This window comes from Sandaracinobacter sp. T42, from assembly GCF_059115405.1.
Genome location: NZ_CM181101.1, coordinates 328672 through 348089, shown reverse-complemented (window position 1 = coordinate 348089; position 19418 = coordinate 328672). Strand labels below are relative to the sequence as shown.

The window sequence follows — 19418 nt, the reverse complement described above, 5'->3', positions numbered from 1 at the left end:
ATGGGGAGGGTGGCAGGCAAGGTCGCGCTGGTAACCGGCGCGGCCATGGGGCTGGGCGCGGAAACCGCCCGGCGGCTGGCGCGCGAGGGCGCGGCCGTGATGCTGACGGACGTGGTCGACGAACGCGCGGACGAGGTGGTGCGCGGCATCCGCGCCGAAGGCGGCCGGGCGGAATACCACCATCAGGATGTCGCCTCGGAACAGGGCTGGGCGGATGTCGTCGCGGCCACGAAGGCCGCCTTCGGCGGGCTGCATGTGCTGGTGAACAACGCGGGCGTAGCGGGCGAAAGCACACCGCTGGCCGACCTGCCGTTCGATCACTGGCGGCGCATCCTGTCGGTCAACCTCGATGGCGTGTTCCTGGGGATGCGTGCCTGCGGGCCGGTGATCGCGGAATCGGGCGGCGGCTCCGTCATCAACCTCTCCTCCATCCTCGGGAAGGTGGGCCTTCCCAACGCCGGGGCCTATTGCGCCTCGAAGGGCGGGGTGCTGCTGCTCACCAAGGCGGCGGCACTGGAATGGGCCCCGCTCGGCATCCGGGTGAACAGCGTCCACCCCGGCTTCATCGACACGCCGATGGTGGCGACTGCACTGCAGCAGGCCGAAAATGGCAACGAGATGCGCGACCAGTTGATCGCCGCCCACCCGATCGGCCGCTTCGGCGTCCCGCGCGAGATCGCGGATGCAATCCTTTTCCTTGCCTCCGATGAATCCAGCTTCATGACCGGCGCCGAACTGGTCGTCGACGGCGGCTACACAGCGCACTAGGGACGCTGACAGCCTGAGCCACCAGCCGGGAAGCCCGCCTGCACCAGCAGAAGAACCCCGGGACCGCGTCCGGCCCCGGGGCCTCTTCCAACCCTAGCGGAAGAGCTCGGCTACAGCATTCCCGAAGCAAGATCGGTGCCATTTGCCGCCGCTTCGCCAAGTCGCTGGAAACGGCCAACAAGCCGTTAACCATTTTTCGGTGCCCGTCGCGAAATTGTAAACTTCCCCGACAGGCGCGCGCGGTTTCAGCCCCGGTCCAGCCGCCGGCCCACCGCGACCGCCAGATACAGCAGCGGGATCGCCAGCCCCCAGACCAGTGCCTTGGCGGCCAGCTGGCCGCCGATCACCGGCAACAGCGCGAACTTGCCGTAGAAGGCGATCGTCACGAAGATCAGCGTGTCCACCGTCTGGGCCACGAAGGCCGCCACCGTCGCGCGCAGCCACAGCATGTGCCCGCCCGGCTGCCCGCGCATCCAGGTGAAGATCGTCACGTCCAGCGTCTGGGAAATGCCATAGGCCACGATCCCGGCCAGGATCAGCCGCATCGAGCTGCCCATCACCTGCTCGGCCACCGCCTGCCCGTCCCAGCCGGCCGCCGGGGGCAGCGCCAGCACCAGCTGCATCAGCCCGACAGAGAACAGCAGCGGCACGAAGCCCATCAGCACCATGCGCTGCGCCACCGGCCGCCCGTGCAGCTCGGCCGTCGCGTTCGTCACCACGATCGCCAGCAGGAAGCCGAAGACCCCCCCGGGCACCGCCAGCGGCCCCAGCTTGATCAGCTTGAAGCCCAGCACCCCCGCCACCACCAGCAGGCCGCCATATAGAACCGCGAACTGCTGCAGCGATTTCGCCGGCGCGGCCTTCACATCCGTTGCGTCACTCATCCGTCCACCTGCTTCATCCGATCGCCCAGCCAGTAGAAACGCGCCGTCAGCGCGCCCCCTGAAATCAGGCTCGCCACGATAACCGCCCAGATGATCCCGTCGAGCCCGCCGCCCCGCACCACCGCCAGCCACCAGGCCACCGGGATCATGATCACCACATAACTCACGAAATGCATGCCCGTCGGCCACCAGATGTCGCCCCGCGCCCGCAGCGCGTTGGAAGCGACGACCTGGGCGCCGTCGGCCATGAAGAACAGGCAGGAAAGCAGCAGCGCGCTGCCTGCCATCGCCAGCAGCGCCGGGTCCTCGGAATAGGCGCTTGCGACCAGCTCCCGGTCCAGGAACACGAACAGCGAAAGCAGCAGCAGCGCCCCCAGCGCCAGGCGCATCCCCATGCCGAAGGCCCGCTTCACGGCGTCCACATTGCCCGCACCCACCCCGCGCGAAACCAGCACGGCGGTCGCCGCCGCGATCCCCATCGGCACCATGAACACCGCCGCCGCGACGTTCAGCACCACGGCCCAGGCCGCCACCACCAGCACGCCCAGCTGCGCCGCCACGAAGTTCATGCCGGAAAAGGCCCCCGCCTCGATCGCATAGCTCACGCCGGAGGCATAGCCGATCCGCCGCTGTTCCCGCGCCTCGGCCCGGTCGGGCGGGCTCGGCCGGAACACGCCCATCTCGTGCGCCTGCGGCCAGCGCCAGATCCACCAGCCCAGCATCAGCATCAGCGCGATGCGCGCCACCAGCGTCACCCAGCCGGCCGCCACCGCTCCGGCCACCGGGAAGGGCGAAAGCCCCGGCACCAGCCACAGCGCCAGCGCCAGGTTGATGGCGTTGGCGATCCACATCGCCACCATCGGCACCTGCGGCCGCCCCTGCGCCTCCAGCCAGAACCACATCGAATCCGCGATCAGATAGGGCGTCAGGCTCAGGGAAAACACGATCAGCGCCGCGCTCGCCCCGGCGGCCAGCGATGGCTCCAGCCCCATGTTGCGCAACACCGGCGGCCCCAGGGCCACCAGCACCGCCGTCGAAGCAACCCCGATCAGCAGCGCATAGGAGACGCCACGCCGCAGCACGGGCCCGGTCCGTTCCGGCCGCCCGGCCCCGATATGCCGCGCCGTCAGCACCTGCACGCCCAGCAGCAGGCCGATTCCCGCCACCAGCACCGTCACCGTCGGCGCCCAGCCCAGCGCATGATAGCCAAGCTCGACCGCCGAATAATGGCCGACGACGATGGCGTCCGTCAGCCCCATCGCCATGATGCCCAGGCGCGACAGCACGTTCGGGCCTGCCAGCTTCAGCAGTTCCCGGTAGCTGCCCTCTGGCGCGCCATCAGATCTGTGCGGCACCGCATCCATCGGCGGCGCATAGCGATGTTGCCGTCCCGCGCAAAGCACCCTAGCAGGCAACCGACCATCCGAATCAAGGGAATCCCATGTCGAGCGCGAACGTCTCCGCCGAGCAGCTGAAGCTGTTCATCGAACGGATCGAAACACTGGAAGAAGAAAAGCGCGGCATCGCCGACGACATCAAGGACACCTATGCCGAAGCCAAGGCGAACGGCTACGACGTGAAGACGATGCGCACCATCGTCCGCCTGCGCAAGATGGACACCAACGCCCGCGCCGAAATGGAAGCGCTGCTGGAAACCTACAAGGCCGCCCTCGGTCTGGAGGTCTGAGCACTCAGTCGGCCAGCGCCCGGAACATCACCAGCGCGTCCACGTCCCCCAACGCGGGGTGGCGGAACGCGCCGGGCAGCCGGCCCACCACCACGAACCCCAGCCGCTGCCACAGCCGGACCGCCCGTTCGTTGGTGCTCACCACGAAATTGAACTGCATCGCCCGGAAGCCGCGCGCCTTCGCATGCGCCAGCGAATGCAGGCACATCGCCTGCGCCACCCCGCGCCCGGTCGCCGCCGCCGCTGTCATGTAGCCGCAGTTGGCCACATGGGCGCCGCCGCCGGCCTGGTTCGCCCGGATATAGTAGGTGCCCAGGATCTCGCCGTCCGCCTCGGCCACGAACGTCTCCCGGTCTGTGCCCAGCCAGTAGGCCAGCGCATCCGCCTCGGGCATGGCCGGGTCCAGCGCATAGGTTTCGCCGGCGCGGATGACGGGCAGGATGATGCCGGCAATCGCGGCGGCGTCGTCGGGGCGGGCAGGGCGGATATGCATGTTCCCCGGGTATCGGCATCGGCCGGCCTGTGCAATCAACGCACTGGCCCCGCCGGGGCCCCCGCGCTAACAGGCATGGAAGGAGGCAGCCGGCATGCGAACCACATTCACCCTGAACGGCGCGGCGCACACCGCCGAGGCGCCGGATGAAATCCTCCTCACCGAATATCTGCGCGACACGCTCGGCCTCACCGGAACGCACATCGGCTGCGACACCAGCCAGTGCGGCGCCTGCAACGTGCTGGTGGATGGCGAAAGCGCCAAGGCCTGCACCCTGCTCGTCGCCACGCTGGAAGGCGCGCGCGTCACCACGATCGAGGGACTGGGAACGGAAGCGCATCTGCATCCCATGCAGGCCGCCTTCCGTCAGGCCCACGGCCTGCAATGCGGCTTCTGCACGCCAGGCATGGTCGTCGCTGGAATCGCAATCGCCGAACGCCATGGCGCGGAACCTTCGGACGAGGTCATCCGCCACGAACTGGAAGGCAATCTCTGCCGCTGCACCGGCTACCAGCACATTGTCGAAGCGATCCGCATCGGCGCCCGCGCCATGCACGCCCCCGCCGGCGAGACGGAGTAAGGCCCATGCACCCCTTCACCCTGATCCGACCGAAAAGCCTTGCCGAAGCGGGCAGCGCCTTCCGGGGCGACGCCGCCTATCTGGCCGGCGGCCACACGCTGATCCCGGCCATGAAGGCCCGGCTGCGGATGGTGGAAACGCTCATCGATCTCACCGCCATTCCCGGCCTCGACGGCATCGCCCGCGAAGGCGATCATCTGCGGATCGGGGCAAACGCCCGCCACGCGAAGGTCGCGCGCGACGCCCTCGTCCGCCAGTCTGTCCCGGCGCTCGCCGTCCTCGCGGGCGGCATCGGCGATCCGCAGGTGCGCAACCGGGGCACGCTGGGCGGCAGCCTCGCCAACAATGATCCCGCCGCCGACTGGCCGGCCGCCGCGCTGGGGCTCGATGCCGTCCTTGAAACCACCCAGGGCAGCCACGCGGCGGAGGATTATTTCCAGGGCATGTTCGCAACCGCCCTCGCCGACGGGGAGATCATCACCGCCGTCCGCTTCCGGGTGCCGCAGGCCGCCGCCTACGCCAAGCACCCCCACCCCGCCAGCCGCTACGCGCTCGCGGGCCTTTTCGTGGCGCGCTTCACCGAAGGCCATCGCGTGGCGGTGACGGGGGCGACCATGGGCGTGATGCGCTGGACAGGCGCGGAAGCCGCCCTCGACACGGGCGAAAGCCTCGAAGGCCTCAGCCTCGCCTCCGACGATCTGGCGAGCGACATCCACGCCAGCGCGGAATTCCGCGGGCATCTGGCCGGGGTCATGCTCCGCAAGGCGGCGGCACAGCTCGGATGATCTTCGGCGTCCGTGTGCCGATTACTGACCATCTTCCTACACTGCACTCGCATAACATCTTGAAAAGATAGTGTAGGACGATGTTCCACGTGGAACAATTTTCAATATTTCAATAACCAAAACGGATAATCGGGATTGATCGCATGCCGATCTGCTCGTCGCGCGGCAGCTGCGCGCCTGCTCTTTTCAAACGTCTTGTCCCGGCTTAAGGCGCGACGTCATGGCAGGTCATTCCAAGTTCAAGAACATCATGCACCGCAAGGGTGCGCAGGATGCGAAGCGGTCGAAGCTGTTCTCGAAGCTCGCGCGGGAAATCACCACGGCGGCAAAGGGTGGCAATTCGGATCCCGAATTCAATCCGCGCCTGCGCGCCGTGATTGCCACCGCCAAGGCCAATTCCATGCCCAAGGACAATATCGACCGGGCGTTGAAGAAGGCCGAGGGCGGCGACGCGGAGAATTACGAGGAGATCCGCTACGAAGGCTTCGGCCCCGGCGGCGTCGCCGTCATCGTCGAGGCGCTCACGGACAATCGCAACCGCACCGCGACGGACGTGCGCACCGCCTTTTCCAAGAACGGCGGAAATGTCGGCTCCTCGGGTTCCGTCTCCCACGGGTTCGAACGGCTCGGACTCATCACCTATCCGGCCTCTGCCGGCAGCGCGGACAAGGTATTCGAAGCCGCCCTCGAGGCCGGGGCCGACGATGTGGAATCCGGCGAGGACGAGCATGAGATCTGGACCGCGGCCGACGCCCTGCACGAAGTGGCCAAGGCGCTGGAAGCCGCGCTGGGCGACAATGCCGGCGCGAAGCTTGCCTGGCGGCCCAAGGAATGGGTCGAAGTCGGCGCCGAAACCGCCCAGCAGCTGCTGAAGATGATCGACGCGCTGGAAGATCTGGACGATGTCCAGAATGTCTATGGCAACTACGACGTTCCGGACGAGGTGATGGCCCAGCTGTGATCCGAATTCTCGGCCTGGACCCGAGCCTGTCGCGCACCGGCTGGGGCCTCATCGAGGCCGAAGGGAACAGGTTGCGGCATCTCGCCCACGGCGCGATTTCCACCAGCGCATCCGAACCGCTCGCGGCCCGGCTGGGCCGGCTGCATGCGGGCCTGTGTGCGCTGCTGGTCGCGCACACCCCCAATGAAGCTGCCGTGGAAGAGGTTTTCGTCAACAGGAACCCGCAGAGCACGCTGAAGCTGGGGCAGGCGCGCGGCGTCGTGCTGCTGGCGGTTGCGCATCTGCCGGTTGCCGAACATGCAACCCGGCTGGTGAAAAAGGCCGTCACCGGCACCGGCGCGGCGGAAAAGGCGCAGGTGATGGCGATGGTGCAGCGGCTGCTTCCGGGCTGCGGCAGTCTTGGCGAGGATGAGGCGGACGCGCTGGCGGTGGCGATTGCCCACGCCCATCTAAGAACCGCCCCGAAAGCGGGCGCCGCATGATCGCGTCCCTGAAGGGCATCGCCCAGCATGTCGGCCCCGATCATGCCGTGATCGAAGTGGGCGGCGTCGGCTATCTGGTACAGGCCTCCAGCCGCACGCTTGGCAGCCTTGAGCCGGGCGCGGCCATCTTCCTGCTGGTCGAAACCCAGGTCCGCGAAGACGCCATAACCCTGTTCGGCTTCGCCCATGCGGGCGAGCGGGACTGGTTCCGCCTCCTCACCAGTGTGCAGGGCGTTGGCGGCAAGGTGGCGCTGGCGATCCTGGGCGCACTGTCGGCCGATGAACTGAGCCGCGCGATCACGCTGGATGACAAGGCGATGATCGCCCGCGCCCAGGGCGTCGGCCCGCGCCTTGCCGCCCGCATCACCACCGAACTGAAGGGCAAGGCCCCGGCCGCCGGCGGTGTGGCCGATCAGGTTCTGCCCGGTGTCCACCGGCCAGCTTCGTCCGAGGCGGACGCGATCGCGGCGCTTGAGTCCCTGGGCTTCCGCACGGCCGAGGCCACACGCGCCGTCGCACAGGCCCTGCGGGATGTGGGGGAAGGGCAGTCCACCCCGGCCCTCATCCGGGAATCGCTGAAGCGCGCCAGCCGCTAGCTGCCCCAGACGTCCCGGTACAGCCGCAGCAGGTTCTGCCCGAACAGCTTCTCGAGCCGCGCCTGCCCATGCCCGCGCGCCACAAGCGCTTCGGCCAGATGCTGGAATCGGTCCACCCGGTTCAGGTCCATCACCAGCGGGAACACATCGGGCCCTTCGCCCGGTGCGGCGAAGCCCATCTTCGTTCGATAGGCGTTTTCCTCGCGCGCCCGCCTGCGGGCCTCGTCGTCGATCAGCTGCGCCAGCGGGCCGTTGTCTGTGCCGATGCCCACATGATCTTCGCCGCACACGTTCCAGGCATGTTCGATGTGCCGCACCACGTCCGCCGTCGTCGGCTGCGAGTTCGCCACCAGGAAGGGCATGAAGTAGATGCCCACCACCCCGCCCTTGTCGGCCACCGTCCGCATGTCGGCGTCGAAGACGTTGCGGGGATTGTCGTGCAGGTCGCGGCAGCCGGTGTGGCTGATCGTTGGCGGGCGTTTCGCCTGCGCCAGCCCCTCGCGGATGGTGCGTGCGCCCCCGTGGGAAAGGTCGAACAGAAGCTTCTCCGCCTCGATCCGCTCGATCGTCGCCTTGGCCAGCCTGGACAGCCCGGCATTGTCCGGCTCCAGCGACCCGTCACCCGAAAGGTTGCGCAGGTTGTAGGTCAGCTGCACGCAGCGGACGCCCCGTTCCTTCATCTTGCCCAGCCGATCGAGATCGGTGCCGACCATCGCCGTGTCCTGCGTGCCATAGAGGATGCCCAGCTTGCCGGCCTTCTTCGCGGCCTCGATGTCGGCGGCGGTCTTCACCTTCATCAGGAAATCCGGGTTCGCGGCGAACACCGAATCCATGCTGTCCATGAAGTCGTTCACCCGTTCCCACACATCGGGCTGGTTGCCCACCGGCACCAGTGTGGTGCGCAGCGCCGTCAGGCCCGTCTGTCGCAGCTCCTTCATTGCCCGGTCGGAAAGCCGCGTCTGCGTCTCGGGCGCATAGGGGTCGCCAAGGCCTGAAAGCCCGTCGATCACGAGGGCGTTCGCGAACCATTTCGGCGTGGCCGCGCGCAGCATCGAAGGGGCCAGCATCGTCGCGGCGCCTGCCGCCATCACCATCCGCCGCGTCAGCACTTGCCGCCCCTTCCGTCCCTGCTAGAGACCTGGTTCATGGACGATGCCGACAGGCTGATCAATCCGGCCGCCCGGCCCGAGGATGCGGACGCCGCGCTCCGCCCGAAAAGCCTTGCCGAATTCGTCGGTCAGCAGGCCGCGCGCGAAAATCTGCGCGTCTTCATCGACGCGGCCCGCCACCGGGGCGATGCGCTGGATCATGTGCTTCTGGCGGGGCCGCCGGGCCTTGGAAAGACCACGCTGGCGCAGATCGTGGCGCGGGAAATGGGCGTGGGCTTCCGCGCGACATCGGGCCCCGTCATCGCCAAGGCGGGCGATCTCGCCGCGTTGCTCACCAATCTCGAGCCGAACGATGTGCTGTTCATCGACGAGATCCACCGGCTCGCACCCAATGTGGAGGAAATCCTCTATCCGGCGATGGAAGACCGGGCGCTGGATCTGATGATCGGCGAGGGGCCGTCCGCGCGGTCGATCCGCGTGGATCTGCCGCCCTTCACCCTGGTGGGGGCCACGACTCGCGCCGGCCTCGTGACGCAGCCGCTGCGGGACAGGTTCGGGATTCCGGTGCGGCTGGTCTTCTATACCGAGGCCGAGCTGCATTCGGTGGTGACGCGGGCCGCCAGCCTGCTGCGCCTGTCGTTGACGGACGACGGCGCGCGCGAGATCGCGAAGCGCGCACGGGGGACACCCCGGATCGCCGGCCGTCTGCTGCGGCGGGTGCGGGATTTCGCCGCCGGCCGCGCGGAGCCTGTCGACGCCGCCTTTGCCGACAATGCCCTCAGCCGGCTGGAAGTGGACCGGCTGGGGCTCGACGCGCAGGATCGGCGCTATCTGTGGATGATCGCGGACCTCTATCGCGGCGGCCCTGTCGGCATCGAGACGTTGGCGGCCGGCCTGTCGGAAGCGCGGGACACGCTGGAGGATGTGGTGGAGCCCTATCTGATCCAGACCGGGCTTGTTGCCCGGACGGCGCGGGGGCGGGTGCTGAACGCGCCGGCCTGGGCCCATCTGGGCCTCAAGGCGCCGCAGGGCCAGGCGGAGCTGCCGCTGGACGAGAACGGCGGCTGACCCGTGACGACGCAGGCGTCTGACCTCGACGAGATGCTGCGCGCCGCCACCGCCGACCCTGAGCTGCTTTCGGCCGCTGCCGCGCTGGCGGCGGGCGATCTGCCCGTGGCGGAACGGGCGCTGCGGGCCCGGCTGAAGCAGCACCCCACCGATGTGCCAGCGATCCGCATGCTGGCGGAACTGGCGGGCCGGATCGGCCGCTATGCCGATTCGGAAAAGCTGCTGCGCCGGGCCCTGGAACTCGCCCCGGATTTCCACGCCGCGCGCCACAATCTGGCCGTGGTGCTGCAGCGGCAGGGCAAGGCGCAGGAGGCGCTGGCCGAGATCGACCGACTGTTGGCCCGCGATCCGGATGCGCCCGGCTATCATGTGCTGCGGGCCGCGATCCTGGTTCGGCTGGGCGATTATCAGGCCGCGATCGATGTCTATGAGGCGCTGCTGGAGCGCCATCCGGCCCAGCCGATGGCCTGGATGAGCTATGGCCATTCGCTGAAGACCGTGGGCCGGCAGGCTGACAGCGTGGCCGCCTATCGCCGCGCCATCGAACAGGCCCCGGCGCTGGGCGAGGCCTGGTGGAGCCTCGCCAACCTTAAGACGGTGACGTTCACCGAGGCCGACATCGCCGCGATGGAAACGGCATTGGGATCCGATGCGCTGACGGATGAGGACCGGTTCCACCTGGAATTCGCGCTGGGCAAGGCGCAGGAGGACCGGCGCAACTGGGCGGCGAGCTTCGGCCATTATGCCCGAGGCAACGCGCTTCGCCGCGCCCAGCTGGATTACAGCGCGGACGACACGACGGCCAATGTCGAGCAGGTACGTGGGCTCTATAGCCGCGCCTTCTTCGAAGCGCGCGCAGGGATGGGCTTCCCCGCGCCCGACCCCATCTTCGTGGTGGGCCTGCCGCGATCGGGCTCGACGCTCATCGAACAGATCCTGTCCTCGCACAGTCTTGTCGAGGGAACGATGGAACTGCCCGACATCATCGCCATGGCGCGGCGACTGGGGGAGCGGCAGAAGGACGGGCAGGGCCCCCGCTTCGCGGACCGGGTGGCGGCGCTGGACGTCGCGCAGATCCGCGCGCTGGGCGAGGAGTATCTGGAACGGACTCGCATCCAGCGAAAGACGGACAGGCCCTATTTCATCGACAAGATGCCCAACAATTTCCTGCACACGGGCCTCATCCACCTGATCCTGCCGAACGCGAAGATCATCGATGCACGGCGGCATCCGCTGGGCTGCTGCTTTTCCGGCTTCAAGCAGCATTTCGCGCGCGGCCAGGCCTTCAGCTATGATCTTCAGGATATCGGCCGCTACTGGCGGGACTATGCCCGGCTGATGGCGCATTTCGACGAGGTGCTGCCGGGGCGGGTTCATCGCGTGATCTACGAACGCATGGTGGCCGACCCGGAGGCCGAGATCCGCGCCCTTCTGGACTATTGCGGGCTGGCGTTCGAGCCCGCCTGCCTGAACTTCCACGAGACGGCGCGCGCGGTGCGCACCGCCAGTTCCGAGCAGGTGCGCACCCCGCTCTACGCCTCGGCTGTGGATCATTGGCAACAGTATGACGAATGGTTGGGGCCGCTGAAGGCGGCCATCGGTTCCGCGCTGGACAGCTACCCGGACGTGTAGCAGTCTGTGCCTGCACACCCTGTGCCACAAGCGGGGGTGCAGGGGCCGGCACAGGCCCGGGGAGGATTGACACCGACCATCCGAGGCGTCCTGCGAACGGCCGCCCGATCACAGGGGGTATCCATGGAAGTCCAGGACAAGAGGGCTGCGCGCATCGCCGTGCGGGGCCTGCTGCTGTCGTCATCACTCGTCTTTCCCGCGCTGGCCTCGGCCCAGACGGCCCCGACCGCCGAAACGGGCCTGGGCGAGATCATCATCACTGCTACCAAGACCACGCAGAACCTTCAGGACGTGCCCATCAGCGTGCAGGCGTTCGACACGCAGACGCTGTCGAACCTGCAGGTGCAGTCGTTCAACGATTATGTGCGGTTCCTGCCGTCGGTCACCTTCCAGTCCTCTGGCCCCGGTACGGCGAAGGTCTATTTCCGCGGCGTTTCGTCGGGCGAGAACGCCAATCACTCCACCTCGCAGCCGACGGTCGGCATCTATCTGGATGAACAGCCCGTCACCACCATTTCGGGCGCGGTGGACGTGCATGTCTATGACCTGGCGCGGGTCGAGGCGCTGGCCGGGCCGCAGGGCACGCTGTTCGGCGCGTCCAGCATGGCTGGCACCATCCGCCTGATCACGAACCGGCCCGACACGTCGGCCTTTTCCGCCAGCGTCGATGCGGAGGTGAACAGCGTGGCCGATGGCGGCATCGGTGGCGTGCTGCAGGGCTATGTCAATGCGCCGCTGAGCGACCGGGTCGCGGTGCGGGCCGTCGGCTGGTACAAGAAGGAAGCCGGCTACATCGACAACATCCTTCAGACGCGCGTCTATCCCACGTCGGGCATCACCGCGACGACCGCGCCGTATGTGAAGAAGGATTACAACGACGTGGAGACGCTGGGCGGCCGCCTGGCGCTGGGGATCGAACTGGACGACGACTGGACGATCACGCCCACGATCATGGGCCAGAAGCAGAAGGCCAACGGCTTCTTCGGCGAGGAAACCGGCCTGGGCAAGCGGCAGGTGGCCCAGTACAACCCCGAATGGGGCAAGGATGACTGGTTCCAGGCGGCGCTGACCATCGAAGGAAATATCGGAAACTGGGATCTCGTCTATTCAGGCGGCTACATGAAGCGCAAGACGCCGGCCGACAGCGACTATTCCGATTACGCCTATTTCTATGACAGCCTGTTCGGATCCGGCGCCTATATCTACGACAACGCAGGCAACATCATCAGCCCGAACCAGTATGTCCAGTCCCGCCCGCGCTACAAGCGGCAGAGCCATGAACTGCGGCTGACATCTGCCCAGGACAAGCCCGTCCGGGCGATCGTCGGCCTGTTCTATCAGCGGCAGCAGAACGACATCGAGGAACATTATGTGATCGACGGGATCGCCGACTCGATCACGGTGTCGGGCACGGACAGCAACATCTGGCTGACCCGCCAGCGGCGGATCGACCGCGATTATGCCGCGTTCGGCGAACTGGCCTGGGACATCACCGACCAGCTGACGCTGACCGGCGGCACACGGGTGTACAAGTACAAGAATTCGCTGATCGGCTTCTTCGGCTATTCGGCGGGTTTCAGCAGCAAGACAGGCGAATCCCAGTGCTTCGCGCCCTCCGAAGTGAACGGCGCGCCCTGCACCAACCTCGATCGCACCACCAGCGACACCGGCTGGCTGCCGAAGGTGAACCTCACCTACAAGTTCAACGATGATGCGCTGGTCTATGCCACCTTTTCGCGCGGGTTCCGCCCCGGCGGGGTCAACCGGCGCGGCGGCCTTGCCCCCTACCTGTCGGATCAGCTCGACAATTTCGAACTGGGCTGGAAAACGAGCTGGGCCGACAACAGCCTGCGTTTCAACGGCGCGATCTATCAGCTGAACTGGCGGGACATCCAGTTTTCCGCGCTTGGCGAAAACGGCCTGACCGTGGTGACCAACGCAGGGGACGGACGCATCCGCGGCTTCGAGGCGGATCTGACCTGGGCCCCGGCACCGGGCCTCACCCTGTCAGCCAGCGGCAGCTACAATGATGCCAAGCTGGTGACGGACTTCTGCGCCTTTGCAAACCCGAACCAGGACTGCACCTTGCCCGGCCCGGGCGGCCTGCCGAACGACGTGCTGGCGCCATCGGGCACGCGCCTGCCGGACACGCCGCGCTTCAAGGGCAACGCCGTTGGCCGCTACGAATGGACGATGGGCAACGGCCTCGATGCGCATCTGCAGGGCGCGATCATCTACGAAGGGTCTCGCAACGGCGATCTCAGGGTCGGCGTGCGCGACATCGTGGGGGATTTCCCCTCTTACACGATGGTTGATCTGAGCGCCGGCATCAGCCGCGACAAATGGTCTTTCGAGCTCTATGCGACCAACCTGTTCGACAGCAACGCCATCACCTCGCGCAGTGTCCAGTGCCCCGAGACGACCTGTGGGGATCCTGACGGGCTGACGGCTTCGGGCGGCATCTTCTACAACTATACGCTGCGTCCGCGGACCATCGGCCTGAAGCTGGGCCGCCGGTTCTGACCGAACGCGGCGAGCGAACCCCGGCGCCGGACCGGCGGCTGGGGTTCCTCGCCTGCTTCGCGCTCGTCGTCGGCTCGATGATCGGCTCGGGCGTGTTCCTGCTGCCGGCCAGCCTGGCCCCCTTCGGGTGGAACGCGGTTGCCGGATGGGGCGTTTCCATCCTGGGCGCCGTTTCGATCGCGCTGACGATGGCGGCGCTAGGCCGCCGCTTCGCCGATTCCGGAAGTCCGGCGGATTATGTCGCCCGTGCCTTCGGCCCCGTCATCGGCTTCCTGATCGGCTGGTCGTTCCTGGTGGGGTTGTGGACGTCCGTCGCCGCGCTGGCGGCCGCGGCGGCCAGCTATCTCTCGGTGTTCGCGCCCGCCCTTGCCCGCTGGCCCGCGCTGGCGTCGCTGGGGTTTCTGGCTGCTGTTTCGCTGATCAATCTTGCCGGTGTCCGCATGGCCGGGCGGGTGCAGATCGCAACCATGCTGATGAAGCTGGTTCCGCTTTTGCTGGTGATCCTGCTGATGGGCCTGCTGCTGGGCCGGGAGGGCGTCGCCGCCGTGCGGCCCTTTCCGGCCGGCGGGCTTTCGCTTCCGGCGGTGTCGGCGGCCGGCGCCATCACCCTGTTCGCACTTCTGGGCTTCGAAACGGTGACGGGCGCATCCGACCGGATCATCCGGCCGGAGGTCAACATTCCGCGCGCGATGGTGGCCGGCACCCTGTTCGTCGGCGCGCTCTATTTGCTGGTCTGTTCCGGCATCGTGCTGCTGATGCCCGAAGCGCGGCTGGCTGCCTCGAACGCGCCGTTTGCGGATTTTGTCGAGCAGGTGTCAACGCCCGGGCTGGCGAAGCTGATTGCCGCGTTCGCGGCTGTCAGCGCCCTGGGTGCGATGAACGGCTTCGTTCTGATGAGCGGCGAGCTGCCCGGTGCGATGGCCCGGCGCGGGATGCTGCCTGCCTGGGCGGGACGGACGGGCCGCGCGGGGACGCCGGTTCGGGCGCTGCTTCTGGGTAGCGGGGTGGTCGCGCTACTGATCGGATCCACCGCATCACCGACGCTTGGCGGCCTGTTCAACGCGATGGCGCTGCTGACCACCTCCACCACCCTGTGGCTGTACCTGGCCTGCGCGCTGACGGCGCTGAAGTTCCGAATCGGCGTTCTGACCGCGCTTCCGGCGCTGGCCTTTTCCGTCTGGACGCTCTTCGGCGCCGGAATCGGCGTCAGCCTGCTCAGCCTTGTACTGATGCTGGCCGGGCTGCCGCTGTATGTCTGGGCGCGTTCGGACGCTCGTTCAGGCGCGGCGGAAAAGCCGCCCGAATAGCGAGCGGTCCGCCAGGATCTCGTGCGCGGCATTGTGCCCTGGCGCGCCGGTGACGCCGCCGCCCGGATGGGTGCCGGATCCGCACATGTAGAGGCCAGCGATGGGGCTTCGGTAATCGCCATGACCAAGGATGGGGCGGGCCGCCCACAGCTGGTCCAGGCTCATCCGCCCGTGGAAGATGTCGCCGCCGATCAGGCCGAACTTGCGTTCGAGATCCAGCGGGGAATGGATCTGCCGCGCAATCACCGCGCTTCTGAAGTTCGGGGCGTGCTGCGTCACGCAGTCGATGATGTGGTCCGCCACCTCCTCGCGCACATCGTCCCAGCTGCGAGTGCGCCCGTCGGCGGCCGGCGGCAGATCCGGGGCGAACTGCTGGCAGAACAGGCTGGCGACATGCCGGCCTTCGGGGGCGAGGCTGTCATCGACCGTGCTGGGCAGCTTCATCTCGATGATGGGCTGCTTCGACCAGCCATCGGTCTTCGCATCGGTGAAGGCGCGGTCCATGTAATCGAGGCTGGGGGCGATGATGATGCCCGATGTGTGGTGTTCGGCCTTTTCCCGGCCGGGCAACACACGGAAATCGGGCAGCTCGGACAGCGCGACGTTCATGCGGAAGGTGCCGGAACCGGTGCGGAAGGTTTTCATGCGGCGCACGAATTCGGCCGGCAGGTCGCACGGCTTCACAAGCTGCCGGTAGAGCAGGGCGGGGCCCACATTGGCGGCGACGATGCCGGCGGCGATCTCCTCGCCGCTTGCAAGCCTTACCCCCGCGGCCCGGCCGCCATCCACCAGCACTTCGGAAACGGGCGACTCCAGGCTGATTTCCACGCCCGCCAGTTCGCAGGCCTTCGCCATCGCCTGGGTGATCGCGCCCATGCCGCCGACGGCATGGCCCCACATGCCCTTCTTGCCGTTCACTTCGCCGAACACATGGTGAAGAAGGACATAGGCCGAGCCGGGCGTGTCGGGGCTGGCATAGTTGCCCACCACCGCGTCGAAGCCGAAGGCCGCCTTCACGGTTTCGTTTTCGTACCAGCCATCCAGAAAGTCGCGTGCGGATTTGACGAAAAGGTCCAGCACGTCGCGCTGCGCCTCTGTGTCGAGCCCCATCAGTGGGCGGCCCTGGGCGGCGGCGGCCAGCAGCGCCCGAACCCCGCCGCCCGCGTTGGGCGGGGTTTTCAGGGAGAGCGTGCGGAGCACTTCGGCCACGCCTTCCAGTGCCTCTTCATAGGCGGGGAAGGTTTCTGCATCCTTCTTCGAGAAGCGGGCGAACTCGGCCCGGGTGCGCGCCGCGCCGCCGCCCAGCTTCAGATAATCGCCATCCAGCGGGAAGAAGTTGGAGATGGTGCGCTCGACGATGCGGAAGCCATGATCGTGCAGCTTCATGTCCGCGATCACCTTCGGCCTGAGCAGGCTGACGGTGTAGCTGGCGGTGGAATTGCGGAAGCCGGGCGCGAACTCTTCGGTGACGCAGGCGCCGCCGACGATGTCGCGGGCTTCCAGCACCCGCACCTTCAGCCCCGCGCGGGCCAGATAGAAGGCGCAGACGAGGCCGTTGTGGCCGCCGCCGATGATGAGGGCGTCGTATCGGCTGGTCATGGGGTCAGGCGCCCTGCAGGTAGCGGCGGCTCCAGCCCGGAGCCGGCGGGTGATGGAGGCGCGCCTCCGGAAGGATGGTGCGAAGCTTCGCCGCGAAGCTGCGCAGGCAGACCTCGGTTTCGGAAAGCGGCCCCACGGTGAAGCGTCCGGATTGCATCCCGGCCTGCACGCGCGCCACCAGTTCGGTGTCTTCGGCGTTCACGAGCCGGTTCACGCGCCCGTTCGCATAGCGGGCGGCGCGCATTTCGCGCCTGTCATCGGGCAGGGCATAGCTGATTTCCCGAAGCACCGTCGTGGTCGGCCCGGTGGGGATGAACTGCATGAAATCGATCTGGTCCGGGTAGATGTCGAACGCGATGTTGGGCCACAGCTTGATGTACCACCAATGTTTGCGCCGATCGGCCGGCAGATGCGCCACCGAGGGCAGGAAGCGGTGATAGACGCGTTCCGACCAGCTTGCGCCCCTGCCCGGTTCCTGAAGCGGCCCGCCCAGCCAGTCGGACCATTTCGCCGCCTTCGTCTCATAGTTCGGCCCGAACATCCGCCGCAGGCCGGGGTGGGCGGGCAGGATGTGCAGATTGTCGCTGTAATTGTCGCAGAGGTTCTTCCAGTTCACCGCGCGCGGACGGGACCGGACCGGGGCGAGCGGCTGCATCGCTTCGAAGCGCCAGGGTGCGACTTCGGCATCCCAGGGGGCCATCATCTCCGCCACGCTGGGCAGCCCGGCAGCCAGCCGCACGAAGAGGAAGCCGCGCCACACCTCGAGCTCGACAGGGGAAAGCCCGTGCGCCGCCATGTCGAAGGCGGGATAGGCGGATTTCATCGGCACGCCCGAAAGCCGGCCGTCCAGTTCATAGACCCAGGCGTGATAGGGGCAGACCAGCTTCTTCGCGCAGCCCGACACCCCGTCCACGATGCGGGACCCGCGGTGCCGGCACACGTTGGTGAAGGCGCGGGGGCGCCCATCCTCGCCGCGAACGACGAGGATGCTTTCGCCCAGGAATTCCAGGCTCTGCCAGTCGCCCGGGTTCGGGATATCGTTCAGGTGGCAGACGATCTGCCAGGACGGCCGCAGCACCCGCGTGCATTCGGCGGCATGCCATTCCGGATCATGGTAGATCCAGGCGGGCAGCGACCAGTCGGCGTCGGGATCGGGCGTTTCGTCGGGCTGCGCGGCCATGGTCTGCTCCGTTGTTGCACAAGTGTATAACAAGCTCGCGCCCGGGCGGCAATCCTGCTATCCACGGGGGGTGTCGTCCCGTGCTTCCTTCGTCCGCGATCCGGACAACCGGCGTCTGGCGCTGATGGATGCCTGTGCCGCCGGGCTGGCGGAAGATGGCGCGTCGGGTGTTTCCGTGCGCGGCATCTGCGCCCGGGCCGGCGTGTCGGCCGGGCTTCTGCGCCACTATTTCGATGGCATCGACGACCTGATCGCCAGAACCTATGCGCATGTCGCCGCGCAGGTGAGCGCGGCGCTGCAGGCGGCGGTTGCGGCGGCGGGACCGGCGCCTGTCGCGCGGTTGCGGGCCTTCGTGACCGCCAGCTTCCTGCCGCCTGTCGCCACCCCCGGGCTGCTGGCGACCTGGCTCGCCTTCTGGAGCCTGGTGAAGACCCGGCCCGAGATCGCCGCGCTGCACCGCGAGATCTATTCGGCATCGCTGGCGGAGCTGGAGACGCTGTTGCGGGCGGCCGGGGTAGCTGAGGGCGATGTCCGCCTGGCGGCGATCGCAGTCACCGCGCTTGTCGATGGCCTGTGGCTGGAACTTTCGCTGGACGCCGGTGCGTTCACGCCCGCCGAAGCCGGGGCGCTGGCGGATCGATGGCTGGCCGCCTGGCTGCCCGGATCCTTGCCGCGCGAAGGGGTCTGCGCGCCTCAGCCCGGCTGACGCAGCCGCCACAGGGTCGCGGCCGCGATCCCGATCCAGATGATGTTGAGGATGGTGCTGGGCCAGGCGCCGTGGAAGCCGGAGTTGAGCACGAAGCCGGCCGCGCCCAGCAGGTTCATCCACTGGAAGGCGTGGGAGCGCGGCTGGAGCCGGCCCGTGCTGACGAGCGCATAGGCCGCGAGAATCAGGATTGCGCCGGCCCAGCCGGCGACCTCGATCAGTAGGGAAAGGGGATCATTGATCATAACGGTTGCGGCGGATGCCATAATCGATGCGGATTCGCACCCATTCCCCGATCTGCGGCCGACCACCGACGCGTGGGGGATGGACCTTGAACTGCCAGGCGGCGGCCTGGACGGCGCGCGCGATGCCCGATCCTTCGGGGCCTTCGCCGACGATGATGCAGGCTTCCACCCGGTTTCCCGGCGCGGTCCGGCAGGCGATCATGCCCCAGCCGGGGCCCTGCGCGGTGGAGAGGTAGCCGCGCAGTTCGTCGTCATAGGGTTCACGCACCCAGGCGGCGGCATAGAGGGGTTCGCCGTTGGGGCCGGCGCCATCGACCCTGCGGCTGTCGGCCCAGCGGCTGGCCATGGCTGACGACGCGCGAAGGTCGGGCGGGCCATAGGACGGCCTTGGCGGGCCCATGGGCGCGGGCGGGCGCGGGGGTTCGGGCGTGGGCTGTGACGGGGCTGGTTCGGGCGCGGGCTGCGACGGCGGGGTCTGCGCCGGGGCTGGCTGTGGCTGGGCCGGGGGGGCCGGCCGGGGGCGGGGCTGTTCGGCGGCGGGCGGCGGCGGGGCCTGTTCCGCTTCGGGCGCGGGTTCTTCCGAAGCCGTTTCGGACGGGACGTTCACCGTGAACATCGCCATCTCCACGATCTTCTTCTTGAGCGTGGGCGGCGCGAGGCTGAGGAGGAGGAGCGCGAGACCCAGGTGGACGATGGCGACCGCAGTCAGCCCGGCCGCGCGGCGTCGGACGCCTTCGGACAGGCGCCAATCCGGGCGGGACAGGCTGGCGGCAAACGGCATCGGTGGGGTCCATTGCCCGCCGGGGCTGGCGG

Annotated in this window: 20 protein-coding genes; 12 read left to right on the top strand and 8 right to left on the bottom strand. The window is 67.8% G+C overall.

Annotated features, from left to right (window positions below; all coding sequences use genetic code 11):
• Positions 1-768 (top strand): SDR family NAD(P)-dependent oxidoreductase, encoded by a 768-nt coding sequence (locus tag ACW9TV_RS01670; RefSeq protein WP_494304134.1) that lies wholly within the window; start codon positions 1-3, stop codon positions 766-768.
• Positions 769-1013: 245 nt separating this feature from the next.
• Here ACW9TV_RS01670 and ACW9TV_RS01665 read toward each other — a convergent pair whose 3' ends face one another.
• On the bottom strand, positions 1014-1652 hold the full coding sequence (locus tag ACW9TV_RS01665) for a queuosine precursor transporter (protein WP_494304133.1): 639 nt from the start codon (positions 1650-1652) through the stop codon (positions 1014-1016).
• Complete coding sequence (locus tag ACW9TV_RS01660) at positions 1649-3016, bottom strand: MATE family efflux transporter (protein ID WP_494304132.1); 1368 nt, start codon at positions 3014-3016, stop codon at positions 1649-1651. Before ACW9TV_RS01660 ends, ACW9TV_RS01665 begins: the two co-directional genes overlap by 4 nt.
• A gap of 77 nt (positions 3017-3093) precedes the next feature.
• Between ACW9TV_RS01660 and ACW9TV_RS01655 the strand changes: the two genes are divergently transcribed.
• Positions 3094-3339, top strand: a complete 246-nt coding sequence (locus tag ACW9TV_RS01655; RefSeq protein WP_494304131.1) for a DUF2312 domain-containing protein — start codon at positions 3094-3096, stop codon at positions 3337-3339.
• Positions 3340-3343: 4 nt separating this feature from the next.
• Here the strand turns inward: ACW9TV_RS01655 and ACW9TV_RS01650 are convergent, their stop codons facing one another.
• Complete coding sequence (locus tag ACW9TV_RS01650) at positions 3344-3832, bottom strand: GNAT family N-acetyltransferase (RefSeq protein WP_494304130.1); 489 nt, start codon at positions 3830-3832, stop codon at positions 3344-3346.
• Positions 3833-3926: 94 nt separating this feature from the next.
• On the opposite strand from ACW9TV_RS01650, the gene ACW9TV_RS01645 reads away from it, so the two are divergent.
• The 5 genes from ACW9TV_RS01645 to ruvA all read left to right on the top strand — a co-directional run bounded on the left by ACW9TV_RS01645 (position 3927) and on the right by ruvA (position 7236).
• Entirely contained in the window at positions 3927-4412 is a 486-nt protein-coding gene (locus ACW9TV_RS01645) for a (2Fe-2S)-binding protein (RefSeq protein WP_494304129.1), read from the top strand.
• Between the two features lie 5 nt (positions 4413-4417).
• On the top strand, positions 4418-5197 hold the full coding sequence (locus ACW9TV_RS01640; protein WP_494304128.1) for an FAD binding domain-containing protein: 780 nt from the start codon (positions 4418-4420) through the stop codon (positions 5195-5197).
• Between the two features lie 220 nt (positions 5198-5417).
• On the top strand, positions 5418-6158 hold the full coding sequence (locus ACW9TV_RS01635) for a YebC/PmpR family DNA-binding transcriptional regulator (protein ID WP_494304127.1): 741 nt from the start codon (positions 5418-5420) through the stop codon (positions 6156-6158).
• The gene (ruvC, locus tag ACW9TV_RS01630) at positions 6158-6640 is read left to right on the top strand and encodes a crossover junction endodeoxyribonuclease RuvC (protein WP_494305012.1); all 483 of its coding nucleotides are present in this window, start codon (positions 6158-6160) and stop codon (positions 6638-6640) included. The genes ACW9TV_RS01635 and ruvC overlap by 1 nt, the downstream gene beginning before the upstream one ends.
• Positions 6637-7236: a Holliday junction branch migration protein RuvA gene (gene ruvA / locus ACW9TV_RS01625; RefSeq protein WP_494304126.1), complete on the top strand. Its 600-nt coding sequence runs from the start codon at positions 6637-6639 to the stop codon at positions 7234-7236. Before ruvC ends, ruvA begins: the two co-directional genes overlap by 4 nt.
• Here ruvA and ACW9TV_RS01620 read toward each other — a convergent pair.
• The gene (locus ACW9TV_RS01620) at positions 7233-8345 is read right to left on the bottom strand and encodes a dipeptidase (protein ID WP_494304125.1); all 1113 of its coding nucleotides are present in this window, start codon (positions 8343-8345) and stop codon (positions 7233-7235) included. The genes ruvA and ACW9TV_RS01620 overlap by 4 nt on opposite strands.
• Before the next feature lie 36 nt (positions 8346-8381).
• Between ACW9TV_RS01620 and ruvB the strand changes: the two genes are divergently transcribed.
• The 4 genes from ruvB (at position 8382) to ACW9TV_RS01600 (ending at position 14875) form a co-directional block, all read left to right on the top strand.
• Entirely contained in the window at positions 8382-9413 is a 1032-nt protein-coding gene (gene ruvB, locus ACW9TV_RS01615; protein WP_494304124.1) for a Holliday junction branch migration DNA helicase RuvB, read from the top strand.
• Positions 9414-9446: 33 nt separating this feature from the next.
• Positions 9447-11045, top strand: a complete 1599-nt coding sequence (locus ACW9TV_RS01610; protein ID WP_494305011.1) for a sulfotransferase family protein — start codon at positions 9447-9449, stop codon at positions 11043-11045.
• 123 nt (positions 11046-11168) lie between these two features.
• A complete protein-coding gene (locus tag ACW9TV_RS01605; protein WP_494304123.1) occupies positions 11169-13568 on the top strand; it encodes a TonB-dependent receptor in 2400 nt (799 codons plus the stop codon).
• Between the two features lie 77 nt (positions 13569-13645).
• Positions 13646-14875 carry an APC family permease gene (locus ACW9TV_RS01600; RefSeq protein ID WP_494304122.1) on the top strand — a complete coding sequence of 410 codons (1230 nt, stop codon included), beginning with the start codon at positions 13646-13648 and terminating at the stop codon, positions 14873-14875.
• Here the strand turns inward: ACW9TV_RS01600 and ACW9TV_RS01595 are convergent.
• Together ACW9TV_RS01595 and ACW9TV_RS01590 are read right to left on the bottom strand one after the other, a co-directional pair.
• Entirely contained in the window at positions 14846-16474 is a 1629-nt protein-coding gene (locus ACW9TV_RS01595; RefSeq protein ID WP_494304121.1) for a phytoene desaturase family protein, read from the bottom strand. The two genes, ACW9TV_RS01600 and ACW9TV_RS01595, sit on opposite strands and share 30 nt — an antisense overlap.
• Positions 16475-16478: 4 nt before the next feature.
• On the bottom strand, positions 16479-17654 hold the full coding sequence (locus tag ACW9TV_RS01590; RefSeq protein WP_494304120.1) for an aromatic ring-hydroxylating oxygenase subunit alpha: 1176 nt from the start codon (positions 17652-17654) through the stop codon (positions 16479-16481).
• Positions 17655-17724: 70 nt separating this feature from the next.
• On the opposite strand from ACW9TV_RS01590, the gene ACW9TV_RS01585 reads away from it, so the two are divergent.
• Complete coding sequence (locus ACW9TV_RS01585; RefSeq protein WP_494304119.1) at positions 17725-18360, top strand: TetR family transcriptional regulator C-terminal domain-containing protein; 636 nt, start codon at positions 17725-17727, stop codon at positions 18358-18360.
• Here the strand turns inward: ACW9TV_RS01585 and ACW9TV_RS01580 are convergent.
• A complete protein-coding gene (locus ACW9TV_RS01580; protein ID WP_494304118.1) occupies positions 18348-18605 on the bottom strand; it encodes a CBU_0592 family membrane protein in 258 nt (85 codons plus the stop codon). The genes ACW9TV_RS01585 and ACW9TV_RS01580 overlap by 13 nt on opposite strands.
• A complete protein-coding gene (locus ACW9TV_RS01575) occupies positions 18595-19386 on the bottom strand; it encodes a hypothetical protein (RefSeq protein ID WP_494304117.1) in 792 nt (263 codons plus the stop codon). Before ACW9TV_RS01575 ends, ACW9TV_RS01580 begins: the two co-directional genes overlap by 11 nt.
• Positions 19387-19418: the final 32 nt, after the last annotated feature.

Bases quoted from the DNA above. Each gene is read 5' to 3' on its own strand.
- ACW9TV_RS01670 (WP_494304134.1), top strand. From the start codon at position 1: ATGGGGAGGGTGGCAGGCAAGGTCGCGCTGGTAACCGGCGCGGCCATG.
- ACW9TV_RS01665 (WP_494304133.1), bottom strand. From the start codon at position 1,652: ATGAGTGACGCAACGGATGTGAAGGCCGCGCCGGCGAAATCGCTGCAG.
- ACW9TV_RS01660 (WP_494304132.1), bottom strand. From the start codon at position 3,016: ATGGATGCGGTGCCGCACAGATCTGATGGCGCGCCAGAGGGCAGCTAC.
- ACW9TV_RS01655 (WP_494304131.1), top strand. From the start codon at position 3,094: ATGTCGAGCGCGAACGTCTCCGCCGAGCAGCTGAAGCTGTTCATCGAA.
- ACW9TV_RS01650 (WP_494304130.1), bottom strand. From the start codon at position 3,832: ATGCATATCCGCCCTGCCCGCCCCGACGACGCCGCCGCGATTGCCGGC.
- ACW9TV_RS01645 (WP_494304129.1), top strand. From the start codon at position 3,927: ATGCGAACCACATTCACCCTGAACGGCGCGGCGCACACCGCCGAGGCG.
- ACW9TV_RS01640 (WP_494304128.1), top strand. From the start codon at position 4,418: ATGCACCCCTTCACCCTGATCCGACCGAAAAGCCTTGCCGAAGCGGGC.
- ACW9TV_RS01635 (WP_494304127.1), top strand. From the start codon at position 5,418: ATGGCAGGTCATTCCAAGTTCAAGAACATCATGCACCGCAAGGGTGCG.
- ruvA (WP_494304126.1), top strand. From the start codon at position 6,637: ATGATCGCGTCCCTGAAGGGCATCGCCCAGCATGTCGGCCCCGATCAT.
- ruvB (WP_494304124.1), top strand. From the start codon at position 8,382: ATGGACGATGCCGACAGGCTGATCAATCCGGCCGCCCGGCCCGAGGAT.
- ACW9TV_RS01610 (WP_494305011.1), top strand. From the start codon at position 9,447: ATGCTGCGCGCCGCCACCGCCGACCCTGAGCTGCTTTCGGCCGCTGCC.
- ACW9TV_RS01605 (WP_494304123.1), top strand. From the start codon at position 11,169: ATGGAAGTCCAGGACAAGAGGGCTGCGCGCATCGCCGTGCGGGGCCTG.
- ACW9TV_RS01600 (WP_494304122.1), top strand. From the start codon at position 13,646: ATGATCGGCTCGGGCGTGTTCCTGCTGCCGGCCAGCCTGGCCCCCTTC.
- ACW9TV_RS01595 (WP_494304121.1), bottom strand. From the start codon at position 16,474: ATGACCAGCCGATACGACGCCCTCATCATCGGCGGCGGCCACAACGGC.
- ACW9TV_RS01590 (WP_494304120.1), bottom strand. From the start codon at position 17,654: ATGGCCGCGCAGCCCGACGAAACGCCCGATCCCGACGCCGACTGGTCG.
- ACW9TV_RS01580 (WP_494304118.1), bottom strand. From the start codon at position 18,605: ATGATCAATGATCCCCTTTCCCTACTGATCGAGGTCGCCGGCTGGGCC.
- ACW9TV_RS01575 (WP_494304117.1), bottom strand. From the start codon at position 19,386: ATGCCGTTTGCCGCCAGCCTGTCCCGCCCGGATTGGCGCCTGTCCGAA.